Source organism: Agromyces humi, assembly GCF_009720255.1.
Lineage (GTDB): Bacteria > Actinomycetota > Actinomycetes > Actinomycetales > Microbacteriaceae > Agromyces > Agromyces humi.
In genome coordinates this window covers 1-4,508 of sequence record NZ_WJSP02000308.1, presented here as the reverse complement: position 1 = coordinate 4,508, position 4,508 = coordinate 1, and the positions used below count along the sequence as shown (strand labels likewise).

At 70.8% G+C, this 4,508-nt stretch carries 6 protein-coding genes; 2 read left to right on the top strand and 4 right to left on the bottom strand.

Going from position 1 to position 4,508, the window contains the following annotated elements; all coding sequences use genetic code 11:
* On the top strand, positions 1-557 hold a 557-nt coding region (locus GH736_RS17855; RefSeq protein WP_203230833.1), incomplete at its 5' end, for an FAD-dependent oxidoreductase.
* Here the strand turns inward: GH736_RS17855 and GH736_RS17850 are convergent.
* The 4 genes from GH736_RS17850 to GH736_RS17835 all read right to left on the bottom strand — a co-directional run bounded on the left by GH736_RS17850 (position 454) and on the right by GH736_RS17835 (position 3,651).
* Positions 454-1,203: a Pr6Pr family membrane protein gene (locus GH736_RS17850; protein ID WP_159605725.1), complete on the bottom strand. Its 750-nt coding sequence runs from the start codon at positions 1,201-1,203 to the stop codon at positions 454-456. The two genes, GH736_RS17855 and GH736_RS17850, sit on opposite strands and share 104 nt — an antisense overlap.
* Positions 1,204-1,267: 64 nt before the next feature.
* Positions 1,268-2,140, bottom strand: a complete 873-nt coding sequence (locus GH736_RS17845; RefSeq protein ID WP_159605723.1) for an amino acid ABC transporter ATP-binding protein — start codon at positions 2,138-2,140, stop codon at positions 1,268-1,270.
* Positions 2,127-2,792, bottom strand: coding sequence for an amino acid ABC transporter permease (locus tag GH736_RS17840; RefSeq protein WP_159605721.1), 666 nt, complete (start codon positions 2,790-2,792; stop codon positions 2,127-2,129). The genes GH736_RS17845 and GH736_RS17840 overlap by 14 nt, the downstream gene beginning before the upstream one ends.
* Before the next feature lie 49 nt (positions 2,793-2,841).
* Complete coding sequence (locus GH736_RS17835) at positions 2,842-3,651, bottom strand: amino acid ABC transporter substrate-binding protein (RefSeq protein WP_159605719.1); 810 nt, start codon at positions 3,649-3,651, stop codon at positions 2,842-2,844.
* 320 nt (positions 3,652-3,971) lie between these two features.
* On the opposite strand from GH736_RS17835, the gene GH736_RS17830 reads away from it, so the two are divergent.
* The gene (locus GH736_RS17830) at positions 3,972-4,301 is read left to right on the top strand and encodes a hypothetical protein (protein ID WP_159605717.1); all 330 of its coding nucleotides are present in this window, start codon (positions 3,972-3,974) and stop codon (positions 4,299-4,301) included.
* The last annotated feature ends 207 nt before the right edge of the window (positions 4,302-4,508 follow it).

The following is a 4,508-nucleotide window of genomic DNA, read 5'->3' as shown; positions in this document are numbered from 1 at the left end:
CGTTCCCGCCCGGCGCGCGCCTCGTCACCGGCCGGCTGTCCGACCTGCTCGACGCGCTCGCCGACCGCGTCGACCTCGCCGTCTCGAGCGTGGTCACCCGGGTCGCGTACGACGACCGCCGGGTGAGCCTGCGCCTCGACTCGGGCGAGTCGCTCACCGCCGACCGCGCCGTCGTGACGGTGCCGCTCGGCGTGCTGAAGTCCGACGCGATCCGGTTCGCCCCGGCGCTGCCGTATGCGCACCAGCACGCGATCGCGACCCTGCAGACCGGCGTCGTCGACGTCGTGTGGCTGCGGTTCGACGAGGCGTTCTGGCGCACGGGCTCGGCCGAGGCCCATGTCCCGGCCGCCGACGACGCCCACCCCGACGTGCTCACCGTCGTGGGCGCGCCGTCGGGCGTCGCCTACTGGCTCGACCTCGTCGGAGAGACAGGCGAGCCGATCCTGGTCGGCGTCATCGCGTCGACGCAGGCGCTGCGACTGGAGCGGCTCGACGATCCCGAGTTCCTGTCCGCCGTGCTCGACGATCTCGCGCCCTACGCCACAGGGCCCGGTTGACGGCCACGAGCGCCCCGGTGACGGCCACGAAGATCACGAGCACCAGCAGGCAGTAGGCGGCCACCCCGAGCGCCCCGCCGACCTGCGCCTCGTCGAGGAAGAAGTAGGGGTACCACCCGACGTCGGCGCCCCGCACGAGCGTGTAGGGCAGCCACAGGATCGGGTACACGAGCACCCAGCCGACCGTCGACCAGGGCACGGGCGGATTCACCGCCATGATGCTGTCGGCCGTCCATGCGACGACCGCGAGCGCGGGCACGACGAAGTGCAGCAGGGTGTCCGACCACGGCACGTCGATGCGGTAGTCGCGGGTCGACGCCTGGCTGACGATGAGCCCGAAGACGATGCCCGAGACGAGCAGGTACACCGTGACCATGGTGCGGAGGATGCCGAGCCAGGGCGGGTCGCTCGGCGCCGTGAGCGCGTACCACGCGGCGATGCCCAGCGTGACGACGGCGATCATCGCCGACTGGATGGTGAAGTAGCTGAAGAAGTTGGCGGTCGCGAAGAAGCGGAAGCCGAGCACGTACTGGAAGTTGCCGATGATCGCGACGACCTCGAGCACCGCCACGAGCACCCGGAACACCCCGAGGGAACGACGCGCCCGCACGCCCGGAGCGAGGACTCCGTGGGTGCGGGCTGCCATGCGTCAACGCTACGCCCCGCCGCCGGGCGGCCCGTGCGGGCGAGCGGGCGAGCGGGCGAGCGGGCTAGTCCATCGGCCGCAGGATCCGGTCGAGGAACCTGCGGGTGCGCTCCTCGGTCGGCTTGGTGAAGATATCGCCGGGCGCGCCGCGCTCGACCACCACGCCGCCGTCCATGAACAGCACCTCGTCGGCCGCCTGCCGAGCGAAGCCGAGCTCGTGCGTCACGACCACCATCGTCCATCCCTCGTCGGCGAGCTCCTTGATCACCGACAGCACCTCGCCCACCAGTTCGGGATCGAGGGCGCTGGTCGGCTCGTCGAAGAGCAGCAGGTCGGGCTTCAGGGCGAGCGCCCGGACGATGCCGACCCGCTGCTGCTGGCCGCCCGACAGCTCGAACGGGTAGGCGTCCCGCTTCTCGGCCAGGCCGACTCGGTCGAGCAGCGCGGATGCCTCGGCGATGGCCTGCGCCTTCGGCACGCGCTGCACGCGCTGGGGGCCCTCGATCACGTTCTGCAGCACCGTCATGTGCGGGAACAGGTTGTGCTGCTGGAACACCATCGCCGACCGGTCGCGCAGCGCGAACCGCGCGCCCTTCGGGAGCGGCTTCGCGAAGTCGAGCTCGGGGCCGCCCGCGAACGAGATCGTGCCGCCGTCGGGCGTCTCGAGCCCGTTCAGCGAGCGCAGCACGGTGGTCTTGCCCGACCCGCTCGGCCCGATGAGCACGACGACCTCGCCCCGTCGCACGTCGAGGTCGATCGAGCGCAGCACCTCGTTGTCGCCGAACGACTTGCGGATGCCGCGTGCCGTCAGCAGCGGCGAGTCGTCGGGCGCGGCCTTCGGCGCGAGCGGATCGCTCGGCGCGAGCGGGTCGCTCGGCGCGGGCGGCTCGCCCGCGGCATCCGGACCCTGCTGTGAGGAGTCGTCACTGGGCGACATAGCGGTCGAGCCTCCTCTCGAGGGCGTTCTGGCCGCTGGAGAGCGCGAGGCAGAAGAGCCAGTAGATGAGCGCCGCCTCGAGGTAGAGCAGCATGAAGTCCTGCGTGAACGCCGCGATCTCCTGGGACACGCGGAACAGCTCGGTCACGAGGATCAGCGACGCGAGCGAGGTGTCCTTCACGAGCGAGATGAAGGTGTTCGACAGCGGCGGCACCGACACCCGTGCGGCCTGCGGCAGGATGATGCGGCGCAGCGTGGTCGCGTTCGACATGCCGATCGTGTACCCGGCCTCCCACTGCCCCTTTGGCACCGAGAGGATGGCCGCCCGGATGATCTCGGCGGCGTATCCGCCCACGTTGAGCGAGAACGCCGCGATGGCGCTCGGCCACGGGTCGATGACGACGCCGACGGCGGGCAGCCCGTAGAAGATCACGAACAGCTGCACGAGCAGCGGCGTGCCGCGGATCACCGACACGTAGAACCGGCCGATGGCCGAGAGCACGCGGTTCTTCGAGAGCCGGGCGAGCGCCACCGCGAGCGCGATGACGAGCCCGATCACGAACGAGGCGAGCGCGAGCGGGATGGTGCCGCTCAGCCCGCCCCACACGATCGGCCAGAACGATTCCAGGAACAGCTGCCAGCCGGATGCCACGGCGACACCCCCTTCGAGACGACGGGCGCGAGCCTACTCCACCTGCCTCCTACTGGGAGACGTCGGCCCCGAAGTACTTCTCGCCGAGCTCGGCGAGCACGCCCTCCTCACGGAGCTCCGCGAGTGCCGAGTCGATGGCCGCCTGGAGGTCGGTCTTGTCCTTCGTGAGCGCGAGCGCGCTGAGCGACGGGTCGTCGGTCTCGGCGGCGACCTCGATGCCCGACTTCCCGTTGGTCTTCACGTAGTCGAGGTAGGTCAGCTTGTCGTTGATGGTCGCGTCGACGCGGCCCTGCTCGAGCAGCGCGACGGCCTGCGCCCAGCCCTCGACGGCCTCGACGTTCGCACCCGACTCCTGCGCGAGCTCGTACCAGTTGCTCGTCAGCGACTGGGCGGTGGTCTTGCCGGCGAGGTCGTCGAAGCTGGAGATGGAGGTGTCGCCCTCCTTGACCACGATCACGCCGGGCGAGACGGTGTACGGCTCGCTGAAGAGGTACTGCTCCTCGCGCTCGGGGTTGATCGACACCTGGTTCGCGATGACGTCGAAGCGGCCGGCGTCGAGGCCCGCGAAGATCGCGTCCCACTGCGTCTCCTGGAAGTCGACCTCGAGCCCGAGCTTGTCGGCGACCGCCTGGGCGACCTCGACGTCGTAGCCGGTGAGGTCGCCGTTGCCGTCCTCGTGGTAGCTGAAGGGGCGGTAGGTGCCCTCGGTCGCGACGGTCAGCGTGCCCGCCTTCACCAGCCCGTACTCGTTGTCGGATGCGGCGCCGCTCGAGGCCGGGGCGCCCGAGGAGCAGGCGGCGAGGGCGAGGGCGGCGGCGGATGCGGCGACGAGGCCGAGCAGGGTGCGGGCGCGTGACATGCGGTGGTGCTCCGTTCGAGACGTTCGTGACGTTGGCGTGATGCCGGATGCTTCGTTCGGTCGCCCCGGCCAGACGAGTCCAGCACGCCGGCGGCCCTCGGGTGAAACCGCGTGACGCCGCGTTGCATTCCGATTCCGGCCCAGATCGGGACGGATGTCATGCGATCGCGCCGCGGAGCGCACATGCTGCCCGTGGCATACACGCCTCGGGGTGTCGTGCGCAAGCCTCGCCGCCCATCTTCTCCGGTCGATAGAGTGACGGGCGTCGTGGGAGTCCCCTCCCGCGTCGCGGTGCCCCCCACACCAACCGAAGGAATTCCATGATCACGCTGTCCTGGCTCCTCATCCTCGCCCTCGTCGGTGGCGCGCTCGCCCTCGTCGACGGCATCTGGCGACTCCGTGCACGCGGTGGCTCGACGATCGTCGGCGTCATCGAGGTCATCGTCGCCGCGCTGTTCCTGCTGTCGCTGTTCATCCCGGGCATCCCCTGGGGCCCGATCGTCCTGGGCGTCGCGACGCTCATCGCGCTCGTCGTCGCCCTGTTCGCCGGTGGGCGCACCGGCCGCGGCGTGACGATCGCCGCGATCGTCGTGATCGCGATCTGGCTCGTGCTCGTGAACCACTGGCTGGTCATCCCCGGCATCAACTGATCGCCGGCACACGTCGAGGCGGCCGTCCCCGGGTAGGGGGCGGCCGCCTCGTTCGTCCTCGTCGCGCGTCTAGCCGAGCGCCTCGTCGGCGCAGGCCCACGCGAGCGCGTCGACCGCCTCGATGCCGAGTTCGGGATGCCGCAAGCGGAACTCCGCCGAGCCGGCGGAGTAGTCCGCCTCGAGCCGGCGGGCGGCCTTGGCGAGCGC